The sequence below is a fragment of the Stenotrophomonas maltophilia genome (assembly GCF_013464915.1).
Taxonomy (GTDB): domain Bacteria; phylum Pseudomonadota; class Gammaproteobacteria; order Xanthomonadales; family Xanthomonadaceae; genus Stenotrophomonas; species Stenotrophomonas maltophilia_AT.
The window spans coordinates 51,263-69,310 of sequence record NZ_RAVT01000030.1 but is presented as its reverse complement, the minus strand read 5'-3'; the positions used below and the strand labels follow the sequence as shown (position 1 = coordinate 69,310).

General features: G+C 67.6%; 20 protein-coding genes. 8 read left to right on the top strand and 12 right to left on the bottom strand.

The genetic code is table 11. From position 1 onward, the window contains the following. Positions 1 to 108 precede the first annotated feature (108 nt). The 3 genes from D7T59_RS11505 to D7T59_RS11495 all read right to left on the bottom strand — a co-directional run bounded on the left by D7T59_RS11505 (position 109) and on the right by D7T59_RS11495 (position 2,318). On the bottom strand, positions 109 to 519 hold the full coding sequence (locus D7T59_RS11505; RefSeq protein WP_006461120.1) for a hypothetical protein: 411 nt from the start codon (positions 517 to 519) through the stop codon (positions 109 to 111). 157 nt (positions 520 to 676) lie between these two features. Next, positions 677 to 1,018, bottom strand: coding sequence for a hypothetical protein (locus D7T59_RS11500; protein ID WP_004153024.1), 342 nt, complete (start codon positions 1,016 to 1,018; stop codon positions 677 to 679). A 124-nt stretch (positions 1,019 to 1,142) separates the two neighbouring features. Beyond that, positions 1,143 to 2,318, bottom strand: a complete 1,176-nt coding sequence (locus D7T59_RS11495) for a thiolase family protein (RefSeq protein WP_180850899.1) — start codon at positions 2,316 to 2,318, stop codon at positions 1,143 to 1,145. Positions 2,319 to 2,501: 183 nt separating this feature from the next. On the opposite strand from D7T59_RS11495, the gene D7T59_RS11490 reads away from it, so the two are divergent. Next, the gene (locus tag D7T59_RS11490; RefSeq protein WP_180850900.1) at positions 2,502 to 5,345 is read left to right on the top strand and encodes an autotransporter serine protease; all 2,844 of its coding nucleotides are present in this window, start codon (positions 2,502 to 2,504) and stop codon (positions 5,343 to 5,345) included. 45 nt (positions 5,346 to 5,390) lie between these two features. Here D7T59_RS11490 and D7T59_RS11485 read toward each other — a convergent pair whose 3' ends face one another. Further along, a complete protein-coding gene (locus tag D7T59_RS11485) occupies positions 5,391 to 6,488 on the bottom strand; it encodes a Glu/Leu/Phe/Val dehydrogenase dimerization domain-containing protein (protein WP_005410578.1) in 1,098 nt (365 codons plus the stop codon). Positions 6,489 to 6,766: 278 nt separating this feature from the next. Here D7T59_RS11485 and D7T59_RS11480 point away from each other — a divergent pair, with 278 nt between their 5' ends. Next, positions 6,767 to 7,843, top strand: coding sequence for an HDOD domain-containing protein (locus tag D7T59_RS11480; protein WP_180850901.1), 1,077 nt, complete (start codon positions 6,767 to 6,769; stop codon positions 7,841 to 7,843). 10 nt (positions 7,844 to 7,853) lie between these two features. Here D7T59_RS11480 and D7T59_RS11475 read toward each other — a convergent pair whose 3' ends face one another. The 3 genes from D7T59_RS11475 to D7T59_RS11465 all read right to left on the bottom strand — a co-directional run bounded on the left by D7T59_RS11475 (position 7,854) and on the right by D7T59_RS11465 (position 10,872). Then, positions 7,854 to 9,443 carry a phospholipase D family protein gene (locus tag D7T59_RS11475; protein ID WP_180850944.1) on the bottom strand — a complete coding sequence of 530 codons (1,590 nt, stop codon included), beginning with the start codon at positions 9,441 to 9,443 and terminating at the stop codon, positions 7,854 to 7,856. Positions 9,444 to 9,625: 182 nt separating this feature from the next. After that, positions 9,626 to 10,324 carry an RNA pseudouridine synthase gene (locus D7T59_RS11470; protein ID WP_180850902.1) on the bottom strand — a complete coding sequence of 233 codons (699 nt, stop codon included), beginning with the start codon at positions 10,322 to 10,324 and terminating at the stop codon, positions 9,626 to 9,628. A gap of 47 nt (positions 10,325 to 10,371) precedes the next feature. Continuing rightward, positions 10,372 to 10,872 (bottom strand): M48 metallopeptidase family protein, encoded by a 501-nt coding sequence (locus tag D7T59_RS11465; protein ID WP_049430504.1) that lies wholly within the window; start codon positions 10,870 to 10,872, stop codon positions 10,372 to 10,374. Positions 10,873 to 10,934: 62 nt separating this feature from the next. Between D7T59_RS11465 and D7T59_RS11460 the strand changes: the two genes are divergently transcribed. Further along, positions 10,935 to 11,492, top strand: a complete 558-nt coding sequence (locus D7T59_RS11460; protein WP_180850903.1) for a DUF2058 domain-containing protein — start codon at positions 10,935 to 10,937, stop codon at positions 11,490 to 11,492. A 170-nt stretch (positions 11,493 to 11,662) separates the two neighbouring features. Then, positions 11,663 to 11,929 carry a DksA/TraR family C4-type zinc finger protein gene (locus D7T59_RS11455; RefSeq protein WP_032129365.1) on the top strand — a complete coding sequence of 89 codons (267 nt, stop codon included), beginning with the start codon at positions 11,663 to 11,665 and terminating at the stop codon, positions 11,927 to 11,929. Positions 11,930 to 12,468: 539 nt separating this feature from the next. Here D7T59_RS11455 and D7T59_RS11450 read toward each other — a convergent pair. Continuing rightward, complete coding sequence (locus D7T59_RS11450; RefSeq protein WP_164139057.1) at positions 12,469 to 13,062, bottom strand: mechanosensitive ion channel domain-containing protein; 594 nt, start codon at positions 13,060 to 13,062, stop codon at positions 12,469 to 12,471. A gap of 35 nt (positions 13,063 to 13,097) precedes the next feature. Then, complete coding sequence (locus D7T59_RS11445) at positions 13,098 to 13,277, bottom strand: hypothetical protein (protein WP_180850904.1); 180 nt, start codon at positions 13,275 to 13,277, stop codon at positions 13,098 to 13,100. A gap of 126 nt (positions 13,278 to 13,403) precedes the next feature. Between D7T59_RS11445 and D7T59_RS11440 the strand changes: the two genes are divergently transcribed. The 3 genes from D7T59_RS11440 to D7T59_RS11430 are packed head-to-tail and all read left to right on the top strand — an operon-like array spanning position 13,404 to position 15,404. Further along, entirely contained in the window at positions 13,404 to 13,982 is a 579-nt protein-coding gene (locus D7T59_RS11440) for an RNA polymerase sigma factor (protein ID WP_057500355.1), read from the top strand. Then, the gene (locus tag D7T59_RS11435) at positions 13,979 to 14,512 is read left to right on the top strand and encodes a hypothetical protein (protein WP_180850905.1); all 534 of its coding nucleotides are present in this window, start codon (positions 13,979 to 13,981) and stop codon (positions 14,510 to 14,512) included. Before D7T59_RS11440 ends, D7T59_RS11435 begins: the two co-directional genes overlap by 4 nt. 10 nt (positions 14,513 to 14,522) lie before the next feature. Beyond that, positions 14,523 to 15,404 carry a DUF4097 family beta strand repeat-containing protein gene (locus D7T59_RS11430; RefSeq protein WP_180850906.1) on the top strand — a complete coding sequence of 294 codons (882 nt, stop codon included), beginning with the start codon at positions 14,523 to 14,525 and terminating at the stop codon, positions 15,402 to 15,404. 49 nt (positions 15,405 to 15,453) lie between these two features. Here D7T59_RS11430 and D7T59_RS11425 read toward each other — a convergent pair whose 3' ends face one another. The 3 genes from D7T59_RS11425 to D7T59_RS11415 form a co-directional block, all read right to left on the bottom strand. Further along, entirely contained in the window at positions 15,454 to 15,636 is a 183-nt protein-coding gene (locus D7T59_RS11425; protein ID WP_005410566.1) for a hypothetical protein, read from the bottom strand. 11 nt (positions 15,637 to 15,647) lie between these two features. After that, entirely contained in the window at positions 15,648 to 15,941 is a 294-nt protein-coding gene (locus tag D7T59_RS11420) for a YkgJ family cysteine cluster protein (protein WP_164139074.1), read from the bottom strand. A gap of 227 nt (positions 15,942 to 16,168) precedes the next feature. Further along, entirely contained in the window at positions 16,169 to 17,530 is a 1,362-nt protein-coding gene (locus D7T59_RS11415; protein WP_164139061.1) for an Hsp70 family protein, read from the bottom strand. A 181-nt stretch (positions 17,531 to 17,711) separates the two neighbouring features. Between D7T59_RS11415 and D7T59_RS11410 the strand changes: the two genes are divergently transcribed. Then, positions 17,712 to 18,047, top strand: a complete 336-nt coding sequence (locus D7T59_RS11410) for a zinc ribbon domain-containing protein YjdM (protein WP_180850907.1) — start codon at positions 17,712 to 17,714, stop codon at positions 18,045 to 18,047. The last annotated feature ends 1 nt before the right edge of the window (position 18,048 follow it).

The following is an 18,048-nucleotide window of genomic DNA, read 5'->3' as shown; positions in this document are numbered from 1 at the left end:
GTCCACCACGGAATCAACAGAAAGAGCAGAGAGCGAAAAGCAGAAAAGCCGCGGCAGTGCCGCGGCTTTTCCTGTAGCGCCGAGCCGATGCTCGGCTGCCGGCAGCGCTTAGTGCTTGGCTTCTTCCTTGGCGGCATTTGCCTTCGCGTCGTTGGCGACATCGCGGGCCTTGTCGGCGACCTTCTGCGCGGCGTTGGCGGTGGCGTCGCTGGCATGCGCAGCGGCGTCGGTTGCGGCGTCCTTGGCCTTGTCGGCGGCGTTGGCAGTGGCGTCTGCGGCCTTGTCCAGCGCCTGCTGGGTATCGGCGGCGGCCTGCTCGGAAGCGGCGGCGGTCTTGTCGGCGGCTTCGCGGGTAGCGGCTGCAGCCTTGTCGACGGCGTCGCGGGCGGCAGCGCCGGCGCTGTCGGCCGCCTGCTGCGCGTCCTGCTTGGCCTGTTCGGCTTCCGGGCCCTTGCAGGCGGCCAGAGCCAGCAGCAGGGAGGCGGCCAGCAGGGTGGTGGTGATCGGACGAATCTTCATGGCGGTCTCCGGCACTGCAATGGATGGGGACGCCAGCCTATTCATGCCGTTGTGAAGACCGGGTCGCGATGCAGGGGCTTGATCACCGGCATCTGCGCAAAGAAAAAGCCGCTGGCGAACCAGCGGCTTTTCCAGAACAGCGTGAAGAAAGAAGTTATTACTTCTTGGCTTCTTCAGCAGCGTCCTTGGCCTTCTCAGCGGTGCCTTCAGCAGCCTTGGCAGCGTCAGCAGCGGCGCCGGCAGCGGCGTCGGTGGCAGCAGCGCCAGCCTGGGCAGCAGCGTCGACCGAAGCGTCAGCAGCGGTGGCGGCGGTGTCAGCGGCCTGCTGGGCAGCGTCGGCGGTCTGGGCGCCGGCAGCGGCGGCCTGGTCGGCAGCAGCCTGGGCTTCGGTGGCGGCTTCGTTGGCCGAAGCAGCGGCGTCCTGGGCAGCTTCCTGCTTCGAGCAGGCGGCCAGGGCCAGAGCCAGGGACATCGCGACCAGCAGCTTGTTGATGCTCATTGTGTAAATCCTCGTCGTTAGAATTAGGCAACGCGCATGCTGCGCGCCGACAACATGATGACAAGCCAAGATTGGGTGTCAAGCGATCCCGCATTCATTTTTGCGAAATCATCGTTAAATCTTTTTAAATCAATTCGATGGCGATTGCCGTTGCTTCGCCGCCGCCGATGCAGAGGGTGGCAATGCCGCGCTTGCCACCACGCGTGCGCAGAGCGTTGACCAGGGTCACCACAAGACGTGCGCCGGAGGCACCGATGGGATGACCCAGTGCGCAGGCACCGCCATTCACGTTGAGCTTGTCGTGCGGGATGCCCAGTTCGCGCATCGGCGCCATCGCCACCACGGCGAAGGCTTCGTTGATTTCGAACAGATCGACCTGGTCAATGGACCAGCCGGTCTTGTCCAGCAGCGTGTGCAGCGCGCCGATCGGGGCGGTGGTGAACCACTCCGGTTCCTGCGAGTGGGTGGCGTGGCCGACGATACGGGCCAGTGGCGTGATGCCGCGCGCGGCAGCGTCCTCTTCGGTCAGCAGCACCACTGCGGCGGCGCCGTCGGAGATGCTGGAGGAACTGGCGGCGGTCACGCTGCCATCCTTCTTGAAGGCCGGGTGCAGGGTCGGGATCTTGGCGATGTCCGAGCGCCCCGGCTGCTCGTCGGTAGCGACCTCGACCTCACCCTTGCGGGTGGCGACCTTCACCGCGACGATTTCATCGGCAAATGCACCATTGGCCTGGGCAGCCTGCGCACGCTTGACCGACTCGATCGCATAGGCGTCCTGCTCTTCGCGGCTGAACTGGTACTTGTCCACCGCGCACTCGGCGAACTCGCCCATTGCCTTGCCGTCGTAGGCGTTGACCAGGCCATCGTGGGCCATGTGGTCGACCGCCTGGAAGTTGCCGAAACGGTTGCCGGTACGGGAGTTCGGCAGCATGTGCGGGGCGTTGGACATCGATTCCATGCCGCCGGCGACCACGATGCTGGCCGAGCCGGCCTTGATCAGGTCATGGCCCAGCATGATGGTCTTCATGCCCGAACCGCACACCTTGTTCAGCGTGGTGGCACCGGCCGACAGCGGAATGCCGGCGGCGATCGCAGCCTGGCGGGCGGGCGCCTGGCCGAGGTTGGCCGGCAGCACGCAGCCCATCAGGACTTCAGAAACGTCGCTGGCCGGGACGCCCGATTGTTCCAGGGCGGCGGCGATGGCGGCCGCGCCGAGGGTCGGGGTCGGCACGCCGTTGAACTGGCCGAGGAAGGAGCCGATGGCGGTGCGCTTGGCGGCGGCGATGACGATGTTGGACATGGCAATCTCGTTGATGCGTAAGCAATGTTCGGAAAGGAGACCGGAGGCCGTTGGATGCGCCCCGGTTTCCCGGCAGACTGCGTGGGGGTCGGCCCAAGTATAGAGGGTCGGGAAGGGCTGCCGCTGTGCGGCGCCGAACGCCTGCCGGGGTGAAGGCAGGCCAACGTTCACGGGAAGGAATCGATGGAACGCACGATGATGGTGAGGTCTGTGCTGGCAACCGCGCTGGCGATGGCGCTGACGGCCTGTGGTGGCGGAGGAGGCGGCAGCAACGTGCGTGTCGACCCGCCCCCGACCACGCCGACACCTCCGACTACGCCTCCCCCGACGACACCGCCGCCGGCCAAGCCGCAGGAGCCGGCCTTTGATGCGCATCTTTCAGTCACCAATGCGCGTGCCGCACAGGCTGCAGGCCTGACCGGGCAGGGCGTGCGCATCGGCATCGTCGATTCGGGCGTGCAGCGCAACGCGGTGGCCTTGAATGGTCGCGTGCTGGCCAACTTCAATTACATCGATCCGGCCAGGAACAACCTGGGGGTTGATGACGTGGTCGGGCATGGCACCGCCGTGGCCAGCCTCGCCGCCGGCGCGGCAGTGGGAACCTGGCCGGGCGGTATCGCGCCAGGTGCGCAGATCGTCTCGGCACGGATCATTTCCGACAAGCCGCCGACCGATGACGGCAGTGGCAATGGCAACGCTTTCAGTGGGCCGCTGGGTGTGGCCCAGGTCCACCAGGACCTGATCAGCTACAACGTGAAGGTGATGAACAACTCGTGGGGTGGCCTGTACTGGACCGACCTGCCGACCACGGCGCAGGTGGCCGCCGAATACCGGCCGTTCGTGATCAATCACGGCGGCCTGGTGGTGTTCGCTGCCGGCAACGATGGCCGCAGCGAGCCGAGCAGCCTGGCCGCGCTGCCCAGCCAGAAGGGCGTGGCAGGCACGCTGCCGGCGGCCGATCTGGAACGCGGCTGGCTGGTGGCCACGGCGGTGGACCCGTTTACGCCGGGCGCGCTGGCCAGCTATTCGAATGCCTGCGGCCAGGCGGCCCGCTACTGCCTGGCGGCGCCGGGCAGCGCGGTCTACCCGGATGCCAATGGTGGCAGCTACTACTGGAACTACGGTACCTCGTTCGCCGCGCCGCTGGTCTCCGGTGCGGCTGCGCTGGTCTGGCAGCGCTTCCCCTACTTCAACAATGATCTGGTGCGGCAGACCCTGCTGGGTACCGCCAGGGACATCGGTGCGCCCGGTGTGGATCCGGTGTTCGGCTATGGCCTGCTCGACATCGGTCGGGCGATCAATGGCCCCGGCCGCTTCGACTGGGGTGATGTGGCGGCCAATGTGGATGCGGGCTCGACCGGTTCGACATGGAGCAACGACATCACCGGCAGCGGAGGCCTGGTCAAGCAGGGAGACGGCAAGCTGGTGCTGACCGGCAACAACGGCTACACCGGTGCCACCCGTGTCGAGCGCGGCATCCTGACGCTGCAGAACGGTGGCGTGATCCGTTCCAACGTGACGATCCTCGCCCAGCCCGACCCGGATTCCACCGGTCTGCAGTTCAACGGTGGCACGCCGCGGGTGATCGGCAATGTGGTCAACGGTGGCAGCGTGTTCCTCACCACCGGCAACACCACCGGCACCATCGAGGGCAACTACACCCAGCAGCCCGGGGCGCAGCTGATGATCGCCCTTGGCGCCAACGCCCTGCAGGTCACCGGCAGCGCAACGATCAATGGCAGCGTGCGCGTGCATGGCTTCGTCTCCGGCTATGTGCCGCAGAACGGAACCCGCCAGGACCTCATCCACGCCGCGGGGGGGCTGAACGGCATTTTCAGTACCCAAGCCACTTCCACCGGCCTGCAGGGACTGACCCTGGTGGCGCCCACCTATGGCTACGACAGCAACAACGCCTGGTTGAACGTGACCCAGGTAAGCGTCACCGCCGCGGCCAGCGGCCTGAGCGCTTCTGCGCAGGTGGCCGCGCAGCGCCTGGAAGGCGCATTCGCAGTGCTCGATGGCAACACCGGCCTGCAGGGATCGCCCTTCGGTGCGGCAGCCGGTGCGCTGCAGTGGGCCGGAGGGGGCCAGCAGGGCCTGGCCGACAGCCTGCAGAGCCTGTCCGGCCAGGCGCATGCCCGCGCCGAGGCCGCCACCTTCGACAGCATCGACATGTCGCGGCGTGCGATTGCCGAGCGCTTCGACCGCGTGCAGGCCACCCCGCGCCTGCGGGGCACCTGGCAGAGCGCGTTGGGCGAGGCCGGGCAGGGCAGCTTTGCCGGCAACAGCGCAGACAGCCGTGGCTGGATGGCAGGACAGGATCTGCCGCTGGGCGGCAATGGCCTGATGGGCGTGGCTTTCGGCGAGACCCGCAGCAATGGTGGCAGCAGTTTCGGCGGTGATCGCGGGCGTGACCGCCAGGCGCAGGCACAGTTGTACGCTGGCTGGAACCTGGGGCGAGGCTATGCGCTGGCCCAGTTCGGCAGTGGCCAGTTCACCCGTGCGCTGGATCGCCAGCTGCTGCTGGGTGCGGGCGCCTACGGTGTCTCGGCGCGTTACGGCGGGCGTTTCAGCAGCGCCAGCGTGGAAGGCGGATATCGCCTGGGCCGCGCAGGCGCTTCGTTGACACCCTACCTCGGTGCCAGCACCACGCGTGTCGATACCGATGGGTTCAATGAGCTGGGCGGTTTCGGCTTCGGCCTGCGTGGTGATGCCACCCGTGTGCAGCGCAGCCAGATGCTGGCCGGTATCCGCGGCGAGCGTGGCTGGGGGCGTTGGACCCTGCGTGGACACGCCGAGTGGCAGCAGCGGCTGGACGGCGCTGGGGCCGATTGGCAGGCCAGTTTTGTCGGCGTGGATGCCTGGGCGCCGCTGGCAGGCTGGAATGCGCCGCGTGGCAGTGCGCTGATCGGCGTGGCGCTGGAGTCGTGGTGGGGCCGCAATGGCCGCTTGAGCCTGGGCTTTGACCAGCGAATCGGTGGCGAGCGCGCGCGGCAGGCTGCGTTGCGCTACAGCAGCGGGTTCTGAGGAATCGGTCGCGCCGGGAAGACTCCCGGCGCGACGTCTGCAGCCTCAGCCGCCGCGCAGGTTGCCCAGGCGCGGAGTGCTGCGGCCCAGCGGCATCTTCAGCTTGCCGATCGACAGGATGCGGCTTTCGGCGATGCGGTCGGCGGCACGCTGTGGCGCGATGTTCTCGCGCTGCGACAGTTCGAAGATGCGGGTGAGGTTGTGGTAGATGCTGCGGATCAAGCGCATGGCGCGTTCGCGGTTGTAACCGTCGATCTCCAGCGACACGTTCATCACGCCACCGGCGTTGACCGCATAGTCCGGCGCATACAGGATGCCGCGCGCATGCAGCTCGTCGCCGATCTCCAGGCTGGACAGCTGGTTGTTGGCGGTGCCACAGATGATCTTCGCCTTGATCCGCGGCAGGGTGTCGGCGTTGATCGCGCCTTCCAGCGCGCACGGTGCGAACACATCGGCGTTCACCTCGTGGATCTCGTCCGGCTTGACTGCTTCGGCGCCGAAATCGCTGACCGCACGATCGACGAGTGCGCTGTCCAGGTCGGTGACATACAGCTTGGCGCCGCGGTCACGCAGCAGCTTCACCAGTTCCATGCCGATGTGGCCCAGGCCCTGCACCGCGATGCTGGTCTTGCCCACTTCCTCATGGCCGAACTTGAAGCGCATCGACGCCATCAGTGCCTGCAGCGCACCGTAGGCCGTGAACGGCGCCGGATCGCCGGAGCCACCATGGACCTGGTGCACGCCGGTCACGAACTGGCTCTCCAGGTAGATGTTCTCCATGTCGTTGACGTCGGTGCCAACGTCCTCGGCGGTGATGTAGCGGCCGCCCAGCGAATCGACGTAGCGGCCGAAGGCGCGGAACAGCACCTCGGTCTTGTCCGTCTTCGGGTCGCCGATGATCACCGCCTTGCCGCCGCCCACGTTGAGCCCGGCCAGCGCATTCTTGTAGGTCATCGTCCGGCTCAGCCGCAGCACATCGGCCAGCGCCTCGTCGGTGCTGGCGTAGGGGCGCATGCGCACGCCGCCCAGGGCCGGGCCCAGGGTGGTGTTGTGGATGGCGATGATCGCCTTCAGGCCGGCATCGTGGTTGTGGCAGAACACCACTTGTTCGTGGCCGGTGGTGGCGAGGGTTTCGAATAGCATGGCGTCTCCGATGGCGCGAACAGCGGCGAACTGCAGCGAACGGCCAGTGAACGGTAGGGTCCCAAAACAAAAAAAGCGACGTCGTCAATGCAGGGGGACGGGTCGCGCGGCGCCATTCTAGTCCATTCCCCCGGCCGCTGCCGTCGACATCGGCGGCCTTCCGGTTAAAGAAGATGAAAGTGCGGCCGATGCTGCGACGACGGCGGGTGGCCGGATTCGCGTGAAGAGGCAGGGCGGGCAGTGACGGCAAGGGCACCACAAATACAGGGCGGGCGGCGATGACGCCGGCCTGGTGGCGACTACTGTGTGGCTGGCTGGCACGCTCGACCGAGACTGCGCCGTCCCGCTTGGCGGCTGTATCGCGACAGGCAGTGGCGGCAGCGGCCGCGAGCCTGCAGGGTGAGGCCCTGCCGTCTGCGGAGATCGCCGCGCACCTGCAGCGCGGCCTGCACGCGTTGGCGTTGTATCCACGACTGGCCGGTGAGCCGACGCCGGTACAGGATCCGGCACTGGGCGAAGCGGTGGCGCGCGCGCTGCAGGACCGCGACTGGACGGCCCGGCACCTGCCCCGGCGCCCGCAGCTGTTGCCGCAACTGATCCACACCGTCAATGACGATGCCGCCTCCGCGCGGGTGATGGCCGCGATCATCGGCCAGGACCCGGTGCTGACCGGCAACCTGCTGCGCATCGCCAACAGCCCGGCCTACAAGGTCCATGAGCGCCCGGTCGAAAGCCTGCAGCGGGCGGTGACCCTGGTCGGTACCGAGGGCGTGCGCCAGATCATCAGCGCGGTGCTGGTGCAGCCGGTGATGCAGGTGCAGTGCGAGGTGTTTCCTCAGTTCAGCACGATCATCTGGGAGCACGCACTGCTGGCCTCGCGCGCGGCTGCAGACCACGCGCGCATGGTTACCTTTGGTGATGCCTTCGCCGCGCAGTGGCTGGGCCTGGTGCAGGGCCTGGGGTCTGCGCTGGTGATGCGCCAGCTGCTGCAGGAAGCCCAGGCACGCGGTGAGGCCGTGGAGCCGGCGCTGGCCCTGCAACTGCTCCAGCAATGGTCGTTGCCGCTGGCACAGCGCGTGGCGGCGGCCTGGGAGCTGCCCGAGCCCGTGCACCAGGCACTGGCGCCGGAGGCCGATGGCCCACTCGCCGACAGCCTGCGCCTGGCCAGCGCCGCGGCGGCGGCCAGCCTGCTGTGCCGGCATGGACACGCCAGCCAGAGCCGCATGCTGGCCCTGCTCGAACAACTGCCGTCGGCGCCGCCGCACGCGCTGCGCTGGATCTGGCGGCGCCTGCACGGGCGCAGTGTGGAAACGCGGGATGAAGCCGGCCAGGAAGAGGTCGGTCCGGTGCGCTGAGGGTTGGGCGTTACAGCTGCGATTCCACCGGCAGCCAGCTGATCACCCGGGCGGTCCAGCGCTTGCCCAGGCTGGCACCGGGCTCGGGTTCCACCCAGTGCGGTGGTGGCTGCCGTTCCAGCCAGCGCAGCCCATCGTCGTGGCCGAGCGTCAGCCACCAGCTGCGTTCCGGGCTGGCCAGGCGCAGGTACTCGTTGCGCAGCTGTGCCCCCAGCACCGGGTCGTCGAACAGCACGCCCATCTCGGTATTGAGATAGGCCGAGCGTGGATCGAGGTTGAACGAGCCGACGAAGCCTCGCCGGTCATCGACCACGAACGCCTTGGTATGCAGGCTGGCCCCACTGCTGCCGAACAGGCTGGTATCGGGCCTGCCGTGTGCCTTCAGTTCGTAAAGGCGCACGCCGGCCTTCAGCAGCGGAACGCGGTAGCCCATGTAGCCGCCGTGTACTGCGGCCACGTCGTTGGCGGCCAGCGAGTTGGTGACCACGCCAACCTGCGCACCACGCGCGGCCAGCGCCGACAGCGCCTGCACGCCATCATCGCCAGGCACGAAGTAGGGGGAGATCAACAGTGCACTGCGGCGGGTGATGCGCAGTTCGTCGCTGAGCGTGCTGACCAGCCAGCTGCGGCGATCATCGTCGCGGTGCTTCATCGGCGGATCGGAGGCGATGCGCACGTTTGCGCTCCAGTGCAGCGGATCCGGGCTGGGGCGTTGCAGGCGGCGTGATTCGGCCACCCGCTGCAGGTAGGGCTGTGCCTTGGCGTGCATCGCATCCAGGTCTGACTGGCGTACCAGTTGCTGCAACTGTGCATCGGTATACGAGGCCAGCGCGGCAATCGGGATCGCGGCGCTGCTGTTCCAGTAGTCGTCGAAGATCTGGCTGGCCTGCTGCACCGCCGGCCCGGCCACGACCAGGTCCAGATCCTGGAAGTTCACATCGTTGCGCGCGCTGAAGTATTCCTCGCCGATGTTGCGGCCGCCGACGATCGCGATGCGGCCATCGGCGATCCAGCTCTTGTTGTGCATGCGGTGGTTCACGCTGAAGGCGCGCTGCACCAGCTCCAGCGTGCGCGCGACGCCACTGCGGTTACGGAACGGGTTGTACAGGCGCAGCTCGATGTTGGGATGCGCGTCGAGCGCCATCATCAACGCATCCTTGTCCTTGGCGTTCATGTCGTCGAGCAGGATGCGCACGCGCACGCCGCGCTCTGCGGCGTCGTACAGCGCCTTGGCCATCAGGTGGCCGATCAGGTCGTCGTGCCAGATGTAGTACTGCAGGTCCAGGCTGCGGCCTGCCTGCGCGGTGATCATCGCGCGTGCGGCGAAGGCATCCATGCCATCACTGAGGAAGGCCACGCCGGACTTGCCGGGATGGGCGTCCTGCAGCGGCACGATCTGCTGGTCGATGCGGGTCTGTGCCGGCTGCAGCGGCAGCACCTGCGAGGGTGCGCCCTGCGCCTGTGGCGTGAGATGGTCGGCCAGCAGCAGCCCGGACAGGACCAGCAGCAACAGCGCGGCAAGGATGATCGCAACGACGCGCAGCAGGCGTCGCCACAGGGGCGTGGGCAGGCTCATGCCCCGATGGTAGATCCACGCCATGCGCGGATGAAAGCCAGCCGACTCATTGCGGTGGATCCACGCCATGCGTGGATGGCTTCTTCAGGCAACGTCACGCCATGCGTGGATGGCTTCTTCAGGCAACGTCACGCCATGCGTGGATGGGGTTGCATGTATGGGGTCAGAGCCCTTGCCTGCGGCAAGGGATCCGACCCTGGACGGTCTCAGAACCGCTCGTCGCTGCCCAGGTAGCGCCACTGGCCCGGCGGCAGCGGCCCCAGCGCCACGCGGCCAATGCGCAGCCGCCGCACCGCTGTCACCTGCAGCCCGGCGGCCGTCACCGCTGCACGCAGGCCCTTGGCGGTGAGCCCCTTGCCGGCGAAGCGCAGGCGCTGCTCGCTCTGCCAGCTGACCTTGCCGCCGCCGGCCTCCTGCTGCAAGCGCGCCATCAACCAAGGCCCGCGCTCGGGCCCCCCCTCGGCCACTTCGATCAGGTACTCCTGTTCGGTGCGGCCCAGGTTGCGTTGCAGATGGGCCAGCGCGGCGGGATCCTGGCTGACCACCACCAGGCCGCTGTCGCTGGCCGGAAGTGCAGCGGCCAGCTGCAGGCCGTGGAAATGCCGCTGCAGCGGGCGGATGTTGCTGGCATCGAGTTCGCTGCGGCTGTCACTGCTGACCAGCGCGCACAGGGTTTCGGCGGCGACACCGGCGGGTTTGTGCAGCAGCATGCTGGCCCGTTCGGCCTTCTCACCGCTGGCCTGCTCGGCCACCACGATCACTGCGCTGTCATCAACGGGGCGCTGCGGCTGTTCCACCACGTCACCATTGACCGTCACCCAGCCTCCCTCGATGTAGCGCCGCGCTTCGCCGCGCGGGATACCGAGCAGGGCGGACAGGTGTTTGTCGAGACGGATCGGTTCCATGGCGGGCAGGTCGGGCAGGGGGCGCGCAGTGTAGCTGCTGCGGCCGGTCAGCGCTGGCCGCGGTTGGCCAGCTCGGTCAGGTACAGGCGGGTATCGAACTCCAGCTGCAGGTAGTCCGGCTCCATGTGCTGGCACAGCTGGTAGAAGGCCTTGTTGTGGTCGGCTTCCTTCAGGTGGGCCAGCTCATGCACCACGATCATGCGCAGGAAGGCCGCGGGCGCCTGGCGGAACACGGTGGCGATGCGGATCTCGCGGCTGGCCTTGAGGCGGCCGCCATGCACGCGCGAAATGGCGGTATGGGTGCCCAGCGCGTGCTTGATCACTTCCAGCGTGTTGTCGTAGCAGACCTTGTTGAGCGGCACCGACTTGCGCAGGTAGCGGTCCTTCAGCTCCTGGGTGTAGTCGTACAGCTGGCGGTCGCTGCGCACCTCGTGCGGGTCGGGGTAGCGCTGCTGCAGCCAGGGGCCGAGCTTGCCCTGGGCCAGCAGGTCGCTGACCTGGGCGACCAGGGGTTCGGGATAGCCGGTGAGGTACTTCAGGACTGCCATGCAGGGGCGGCGGGGCGTCGGTAGAATGGGGCATCCAAGATTACACGCGGTACGCACCGACCATGGCAAAGCCCAACGCGCTGCAGGAACAATTGCTCAAGGCCGGCCTGGCCAAGAAGTCGCAGGCCAGCGCGGCCGCGAGCGCGCAGGCCAAGGCCCGCCAGGGCAAGGCCGAATCGACCTCGGCCGAAGTCCAGCGCGAGGCCGAACGGGCCCGCGCAGAGAAGATCGAGCGCGACCGCGCGCTGGCCGCCGAGCGCAATGCGCAGGCCCGCCAGGCTGAACAGAAAGCCCAGGCCAGGCAGATCATCAGCGTCCACGCCGTGCCGCACAAGGGCGACGACGAGTACCGGTTCAGTGACGGCGCCGCGATCCGCACCCTGCTGATCGACCCCAAGCTGCGCAAGGCGCTGTCGGTCGGCGTGCTGGTCATCGTTGCCAACGGTGACAGCTACGCGCTGCTGCCGCGCGCCGCCGCCGAGAAGGTGCGTGAGCGCGCGCCGGAGGCGATCATCGTCGACCACGGCCAGCCGGGCTCGACCGCCGAGATCTCCACCGGCAATGCCGAGGACGACGCCTACTACGCCCAGTTCCAGGTACCCGACGACCTGGTCTGGTAAGCAAAAAGGGGACGGAGGGGATTAAGTCGCAATCGGCTTGATCGAACCCGTTCGCGTTCTGTTCGTCATCCTGAAGAGCAGCCGAGCATGGCTCGGCCCTACATGAAGGCCTGTCTTTTTGCCGGGGTGTATCGTCCCCATATCAGGCGACACACCTGCGGAGGATGGCCATGGCCACCGGTTGGGCGGGAGACGGCGCGGTCCAGGACCAGATCGACGCCACCGTCGACGATGCGATCGCCCGCGCGCGGCGCCAGCTGCGCGAGGGCCCTGGTCTGGAACACTGTGAGGAATGCGACGCGCCGATCCCGTTGGCGCGACGCCAGGCCGTGCCTGGTGTACGGCTGTGCGTGGCGTGCCAGCAGGCGCATGACGACGAAGCGCAGGCGCATGCCGGCTACAACCGGCGTGGCAGCAAGGACAGCCAGTTGAGGTAAAGGTTGTTCGGCAGGGCTTGCAGCCCTGCACCTGCCGAAGCCTTCAAGCCAAGGCAACTTCAACGTCAAAAGCGGGCATTCCGTAGGTAGGCGGGACGGTGTGGGTAGGCAGGACACGCCGTAAACCCTTCCATGGGGGCTCGATGGCGCCATCCATGGCGCCAACGGTCCTGCCTACCCACACCGTCCCGCCTCTGACAGATTCCCGGGATCTGGTAGATCCACGCCATGCGTGGATGAATCTCCATCGAAATCGAATATTTCGAGATCCGAGACATTTGATCCGAGCATGGCTCGGCTCTACCGCAATGCGGGCAGATCGCGGAAATCTGTCGAAGGCGGGGTGGGTCCGGTGGCGGGAGTGTCCGCGGCATGGATGCCGCGGCCAAGCCCCCATGGATGGGTTTACGGCGTCTCCCACCACCGGATCCATCCCGCCAACCCACGGAATGCCGGCTTTTGTTTTCGCCTTTGCTGTTGCTGGTGCTGTTGCTCCAGTTCATGGCGGGTGCAGGGCGCAGCCCTGCCGAAAACCACCCTCAGCCGTCGCCCTGGATGCCGCCCGGCGCCTGCGCCGGATCACGCCAGCGGCGCACAGTGCGCTGGAAAAACAGGTTGTTCGGCAGCTGCAGCACCGTACCCTCGTGGCCGTCGCCGGTTTCCTGCAGCGTGGTGTAGATCAGGTTCACGTCGATCACCCGGCCCTTCAGGCCCGGCTTCTCGCCGTTCTCCAGTACCTCGATGTAGTCATGCAGGCGGAACGGGCGGGTGGTGAAGATCAGCAGCGTGCAGAAGATGTTGGAGAGCACGCTCCAGGCGGCGAAAAACGCGACCGCGCCCACGGCCGCGAAGCCGGTGAAGGCGGTCCACAGCACCGACGGCGATGCGCCAAGCAGGCTGAGGATATACAGCACTGCGCTGAAATAGACCACGAAACTGGTGATCCGGCGCGCGCCCATCGCCATCTCCGGTGGCAGCGTGTAGTGCTCGGCGAAGCGGCGGATCAGGCGCCGTGCCAGCACCCGCAGCAGCCACGCGGCCAGCAGGGTGAGCAGGATCTTCACGGCGATGCCCGCGTCGTGGAGCCAAGGGTAGGTCCAGGCCGGCAGGTGATCCTTCAGCGACAACATCATGGGGGCGACAACGGTGGCAATAACGACCTTCGATGTTACCCGGGGCGTGCCGTGGATTCGACCGCCGGAGCCCAGGCCAGGCACACCAGCTCCTGGTGATGCTGCTGCAGGCAGGCGCGTCCATTGTCGGGACGCAGCTGCAGCGACAGGCCCAGGGTCTGCAGCACGACGCAGGCGGCGATCACCAGCAGGGCGGCACAGGTTGGACTGGACATGGCAGGACTCCCGGACGGCATTTTCTCGAAGGACTATCCATGGATGCAGCAGCCATCCAAAAGGTTGCATGGCATCGATCATCGATCGGCTCTAAACCTTTTCCCGGGTCGCCGCATCCAAGCGATATGCTCGACACCACCATGCCCGCGCCGCCTGCCGCCAACGATGCCGTCGACGAACCCGCCCTGGTGCGGGCGGCGGCCGCGGGCGACACCGCTGCCTACGAACTGCTGTACCGGCGTCACGCACCGCGTGTATTCGCTGTCCTGTGGCGGTTGTGTGGCGGCCAGCAGGCACGTGCCGAGGATGCGCTGCAGGAGGCCTTCCTGCAGGCCTGGAAAGCACTGCCGGGGTTCCGTTTCGAGAGCAGCCTGTCCACCTGGCTGCACCGGCTGGGCGTCAACGCCGCGCTGATGGAGTTGCGCGGCCGGGCTGCCGGGCAGGACCACGACAGCCTCGATGATATCGACGGCGGCCTGCAGGAACTGGCGGTGCATGACCGTTGTGCCGGCACCGAGCGCGATCTTGAGCGCGCACTGTCGACACTGCCACCACGAGCGCGTGCGGTACTGGTGCTGCACGACATCGAAGGCTGGAAGCACCAGGAAATCGCCGAACAACTGCAGATGGCTGTCGGCAGTTCGAAGGCACAGCTGCATCGTGCGCGCGGCCTGTTGCGCGCACGGCTGGGAGACATGACATGAGTACACACGACCACGATTCCGACCACGATCTGGCAGCCCGACTGCGCGCACTGCCACCAGAACGCAGCCTGCCCACCGATGGCTGGGCACGGCTGTCGGCCCAGCTGCCGGCGCGTGAACCCCAGGCAGCACCTGCGCCAACGGACAACGTGGTGGCCCTGCCGGCGCGTTCGCGCCGCCGCTGGTGGTTGCCGGTCGGCGCTGCTCTGGCTGCCAGCCTGGCACTGTATGCGGTGGCGCCGTGGCGGCATGCGCAGCCGGATACGCCGGTGCCGTCCGCCCTGCAGCTGCAGGCCGCGGCGATGACCGAGCAGTACCAGCAGGCCGTGGCCGCGCTGCCCGATGGACGGGCGCCGGAATGGCAGCCAGCCCTGCATGAGCTGGATGAAAGCGCGGCGCAGATCCGTGCCGCCCTGGCGCAGGACCCGCGTGCGCCGCACCTGCTTGGCCAGCTCAAGCGTACCTACACGCTGCGGCTGGAACTGACCCGGCAGGCGGCCTATGCCGCCGAGTCCGGCTTGACGACCTGAGGAGACCTCCATGACCCGAACCCTGATTTCCTGCTGTGTCGCGCTGCTGCTGGCCCCTGCCGTGGCGCTGGCCGACACCCGCATCGACGAACGCCATACCCTGGCCGCGGGCGGTCGCATCGAGCTGAGCAACGTCGCCGGCAAGGTGACCGTGCGTGGCTGGGACCGCAATGACGTGCAGCTGACCGGCACGCTCAGCGACGGCCTGCAGCTGCGCCAGGAGAAAAGCGCCAACCGCGTGCGCTGGGAGATCGAATACCCGCGCCGCATCAACAACGGTGGGGCCACGCTGGTGCTGAACGTGCCGCGCTCGGTGGAACTGTTGCTGAGCACAGTCAGCGCCAGCCAGGACATCAGCGGCATCGACGTGCGACGGCTGCAGGCCGACACGGTCAGCGGCAGCCTGAGCGCGGCGGGCCGCAGTGGCGACAGCAAGCTCAACACGGTCAGTGGCAGCGTCAGCGCACGCCTGCAGACGCCGAAGCTGGATGTGAACACCGTCAGTGGCCGGATCGAGGCCGGCGGCGGCGTGTCCGGCGATATCGGCGCGCAGACGGTGTCCGGACGGGTCGAGGTCGACGCTGGCCGCGTGCAGCGGCTGGCGGTGGAGACCGTCTCGGGCAGCATCGACCTGGCAGCAGCCGGATTGGCACCCGGCGGCCGCATCAATGTCGAATCGGTCAGCGCCTCGGTCACGCTGAGCCTGCCGCGCACGGTGTCGGCACAGCTGTCGGTGAACAGCTTCAGCGGCTCGATCAACAGCGATGCCGGTCAGGTGGAGCGGCCGCGCTATGGGCCGGGCAGCCACCTCGATACGCGGCTTGGCGGTGGCGACGGTGACATCCGCATCCAGTCGCATTCGGGCAGTGTGCGGGTGCGGCTGGACCGCTGAGCACGGTCCGGCAGGCCGCGGCGGCAGCGCCGCCGCGGTCGGAGCTGGGTCAGCTGGCTTTTTTCAGCGCCCAGGTGGTGCCGAGGACTTCGATCTTGCCACCGGCCTTGCGGAACGCTGCCAGGTCCGAAGCGATCGAATCGCTGCTGACCACGGTGCTGGCGGCCGCGCCCTTGCGTTCGCTGCGGATGCTGTTGCTGGCCTTCGCGGGGGTCTTTGCCTTGCGGGGCATGGTTGCTCCTGTCAGGTGGAAGGGGAGGAAAGCGCCCAGGCATCGGCCTGGCGCAGGTAATCCTGCCGCTCGCGGCGGCAGTCATCGCCGCCCATCGAAAACTGGCGGCAGATCGCCGGGCGCTGCGAATAGATCGTGCAGCGCAGGTGATAGGGATCGATCGCCGCGCACCAGCCTTCCTCGTTGCGCGCCATCACGGCACGGCCGTGCGCGTCGCGCGAGAGGAACTGGCCGGGCACCTTGTCGCCGGGCTGCAGCAGCACGGGCAGCCGGCAACAGACCGCGTCACAACGGCGGCAGTCGATGGGTGCAGGTGTTGCGTCAGGTTGTAAGGCCTCAGGGGCCTGGCGGGTGCCCAAAGCGGGTCTCGATGGCGGCTCCGGTAGTACGCGGACCATGAACGAGCCAGGAAGGCATGGCCGCTAGGCCCGCAGGGCGGGCCGGGCTGCACGGTGGACACACCGGCGTGGCCGGTGGAAGGTGCAGCTGGGATCTAGCCGACCAAGAGTAACTTAGACCGCGTAACGTTTTGTTAATCCTGGCTGGCTGCCGCCAGCGCCAGGCCCTGGACCACGCCCAGCGAGGGTTCGCCGTGGACCATGCGGGCGCCCGGGAAGGCCTCGGCCACGGCCTGGCGCAGGTAGCCGGCACGGGACATGCCGCCGGTCAGGAACACCGCGTCCGGGTCGCCACCGATGTCGCTGCGGACCTGGGCCAGCAGTTCGCGGATCTGCTCAAGGTAGCCATGGGCGGCGGCGGCCAGGCCGTCGGCGCTGCTGTCGGCATGCAGATCGCGGGCGATGTAGTCCAGCGTGCTGCGGTGCTCGCTGGCAGCGCTCAGGGCGATCTTGGCGCGTTCGACATCGCGGTACAGGCGGGCGGTATTGCCGGTGTCCTGCAGGGCCTGCAGGCGGTCGCCCCAGGGCGCGTCCACATGGTCGTACTTGTGCAGGCGGAAATCGCGCTGGCGGGTCATGTCCTGCACGGTGGCCGCTTCCACGTAGTGGTGGGCAGGCACGCGGGTGATGCCGCGGCCGAACAGCGGCATGTAGCTGGACAGGCTCAGCGCCAGGTCGATGTCGGTACCGCCGCGGGCGATACCCCAGGCACGGTGGATGCGCGGGGCGTCGTCGCCGCCCACTTCGGCATGCGCGATATCGGTGGTGCCGCCGCCGATGTCGACGATCACCGCCTGGTGCCGCTCGCGGCTTTCGGCGTGGTAGTGCATGGCCGCCGCGGCCGGTTCTTCGAGGAAATCGATCTGGTCGAAGCCGGCCTGGGTGGCGGCCTCGCGCAGGATGTCCAGTGCCTGGTCATTGCCGGCCGCGCCGATCGAGCTGCGGAACTGCACCGGGCGCCCGAGCAGGGCCGAGCGCAGCGGTTGGCCGAGCTGGGCGCTGGCGGTCAGGCGGATGTGTTCGAGGATGTGGGCGGCGATGCCGGTGATGGTCTGCTTCGCACGCGGGTGCAGGTTGTAGCCCAGCATCGACTTCGGGCTCTGCACCAGGTTGCCTTCGTGTTCCTCGAAATACGCTTCCAGCGCTTCGTCGCCGTAGACCGCGTTCTGCAGCAGGTCGCTGGCGCTGCGTTCCTTGCCGGCGCGGGCCTCCATCCATTCACGGCGCAGGGCGCGCAGGGCTTCGCGGCGCAGCGCCTGCGGCGTGCGTTCCTGGCCGGCGGCACGCGCTGCCCGCGCGGCGCTGTCGATCATCTGCTGCAGCTGGTGTTCCTGGCCGTCGTCGAGCTGGAAGTCATCCGGGTCGGGCACCACGCCAGGGAAGTACACGCTGGTGCGGAACTGCTCGGCGTCGCCGAAGCGGATCGGCAGCAGTTTCCCCTCATGCACGATGGCGGCGGCGGAGTTGCTGGTACCGAAGTCGATGCCGAGGCGCATGGGGAGTTCCGGGGGCGATCAGGGGCCGCGCACTCTGCTGCAGTTCGCCGCCGACTGCAAGTTCCCGCCGCTTGGCGGTGTGGAACGAGACAAGGAGGTGGCCGGGCCCCGGCCCGGAACAAGGGGAAAAGGGCCGGGCGGTTACAATGGTCGCTGTTGATTCATTTTGAGGTACTTGCCGATGTCGTCTGTTCCCGCCTGCCCGCAGTGCACCCTGGAAAACACCTATGCCGATGGCGCGCTGTGGATCTGCGCCGATTGCGGTTTCGAATGGACCGCCGGGGAAAGCGCCGGTTCGACCCTGGTCGTGCGTGACAGCAACGGCAATACCCTGCAGGCCGGCGACACCGTCACCGTGATCAAGGATCTGAAGGTGAAGGGGTCTTCGATCCCGCTCAAGCAGGGCACCGTGATCCGCAACATCCGCCTGGTCGAAGATGATGCCGAGCACATCGAAGGCAACTCGGACAAGATCAAGGGCCTGGTCCTGAAGACCTGCTTCCTCAAGAAGGCCTGAT